Genomic DNA, 2,189 nt, shown 5'->3' with positions numbered 1-2,189 from the left:
GTCCGGCTGCGCTTCGACGGGTGGATCGCCGGGATCGGCACGACGTCGGGGACCCGCCTGGTGCTCGGCCACTGGCCCTGCTCCCCGTTCGGGCCGATCAGCGACGTGATGCTGGAACGGGCCGACGGCCACCGCCTGCTGCTGGCCCCGACCCGCCGGGCGGCGGACTTCATCGCCGGCACCTACGCCTTCGACGAGGTGCGCGTCGTACCCCTGCGGGTGCGGGTCGCCGGCGACCACTGGACGCTGGCCGCCGAAGGGCTGCTCGATCTGCGCTTCACCGTCGGCCGGCGGGGCCCGGTGGGGCTGCTGCTGCGGGCCGTGCCCGGTACGGCGGCCACCCGGACCTGCTGGACCGCCCTGACGGATGTCCCCGCCCGCCTGCTGTTCGACGCGCGCACGCGCGGCACGGCGGGGGGCGGCCGGTACGAGTGGTACGGCGCACGCGACCTGCACCCGATCACCACCGTGACCGCCACCCACGAGGGACGGGATCTGGGCCCGCTGACAACCGTGGACCCGCCCGTGCGGTTCGGCTTCGGCTCGACGCCCCGCACCCCCTGCCTCGTCCGCGTGACGACCACGGTCGGCATCCCGCGGCCGTCGGGACGCGACGTACGACCCTCGAGGAGACCCCGATGAAGGCCCCAGCACACTCCACGGACACCCCGAGCACCGACATGAAACTGCTCGGCATCTATCTCAACGACCACCTCGCCGGCGCCACCGCGGCCAGCGAGCGGATCGGCCACCTGGCGCGATCGGCCCGGGGCACGGCGCTCGGCAGGGCCATCGGACCGGTCGCCGCCGAGATCGCCCAGGACCGGACCACGCTACTCGGCATCATGCGCGACCTGGGCGTTCCCGTGCGCCGCTCCAAGGTCTGCGCGGGCTGGACGGCCGAGAAGCTGGGGCGGCTCAAGGGCAACGGCCGCCTGGTGCGGCGCTCCCCGCTCAGCACCGTCCTGGAGCTGGAGGCGCTGCGCGTGGGCGTCGAGGGCAAGACGGCCGGCTGGGAGTCCCTGCGCCGGCTCACCGCGACGGACAAGCGCCTGGACCCCGGGCTCCTGGACCGGCTCCTGGAGCGGGCCCGGCGGCAGCAGGACACCCTGGAGACCTGGCGCGTGCGGCAGGCCGACACCGCGCTGCGCAGGACCGGGCCGGGCGCCGCCTGACACACGGCCCCGGGGCACCGTCCGGTCGCCGGCTGCTCGGACCGCGTGCCGCAGCGCACTTCCGTAGGCTGAAGGAGCCCGACGCTCTTCCGGGAGACGGGCCCCGAGGCAGGAGAGACGGTCGTGATCGAACTGGCAGCGGCGTTCGCCGTCGCCGGAGCGGCGAGCAACGCCGTCGGGACCGCGTTCCAGCGCAAGGCCGCGTCCACCAGCAGCCGCGGCGGGCTCCGGCTGGTCGCGGACCTGGTGCGCCGGCCCCTGTGGATGATCGGTATGTGCGGCGTGGTCGGTGCCGCGCTGTTCCAGAGTCTGGCCCTGGTGAACGGCCCGCTCGCACTCGTTCAGCCGCTGTTCATCCTGGAGCTGCCCTTCGCGCTGCTGGTCGCCGCCCCGCTGATGCACCGGCGGCTGCCCCGCTCGGGATGGTGGGGCGTCGGCGGCTGTGTGGCGGGCCTGACCATCCTGCTCACCGCGGCGGCCCCGCACGGCGCGCTCGACCATGCTCCGCTGACACGCTGGATCCCGGCGCTGTGCCTGGGCGTCGGCGTCATGGCCGTCGCCGTCCTGCTGGCCCGCCCCGGGCGCCCCGCGGCCCGGCGCGCCGCGCTGCTGGCCGCCGCCTCCGCGACGGGCAACGCCCTGACCGCCGCGCTGCTGAAATCGGCCACCGGCACGTTCGCCGACCACGGCTTCGTGGCGTTCCTGCGGTCGTGGCAGACGTACGCCTTCGCGCTCGCCGGCGTGGCCGCCGTGCTGCTGCTGGAGAACGCCCTTCAGGCCGGCCCGCTGGCCGCGGCCCAGCCCGCGCTGACCATCGGCGACGCGGTGGTCAGCCTCACCCTGGGCATGACCCTGTTCGACGAGCGGATCCGCACGGGCTGGTGGCTCGTGCCGGAGGTGGGCGGGGCGCTGCTGATCGTCGCGGGGGTGGTGGTGCTGAGCCGGGCCGTCCAGCGCATCGTCGTCGTACCGGTTTCCGCGCAGGAGCAGGGCGTCACCACGTGAGGACGCGCG

The 2,189-nt window shown here is 75.1% G+C and carries 3 protein-coding genes; all 3 read left to right on the top strand.

The window, feature by feature from the left end:
- A partial coding sequence (locus ACLU3S_RS36775; protein WP_413956320.1) for a hypothetical protein occupies nucleotides 1-642 on the top strand: 642 nt, incomplete at its 5' end.
- On the top strand, nucleotides 639-1,175 hold the full coding sequence (locus tag ACLU3S_RS36770) for a hypothetical protein (RefSeq protein ID WP_413956319.1): 537 nt from the start codon (nucleotides 639-641) through the stop codon (nucleotides 1,173-1,175). The genes ACLU3S_RS36775 and ACLU3S_RS36770, both read left to right, overlap by 4 nt.
- Nucleotides 1,176-1,298: 123 nt before the next feature.
- Nucleotides 1,299-2,180, top strand: coding sequence for a DMT family transporter (locus ACLU3S_RS36765; RefSeq protein WP_413956318.1), 882 nt, complete (start codon nucleotides 1,299-1,301; stop codon nucleotides 2,178-2,180).
- The last annotated feature ends 9 nt before the right edge of the window (nucleotides 2,181-2,189 follow it).

It is taken from the genome of Streptomyces sp. AF1A (assembly GCF_047340315.1).
Lineage (GTDB): Bacteria > Actinomycetota > Actinomycetes > Streptomycetales > Streptomycetaceae > Streptomyces.
The sequence above is the reverse complement of the archived record's forward strand: the minus strand, read 5'-3'. Positions and strand labels throughout refer to the sequence as shown.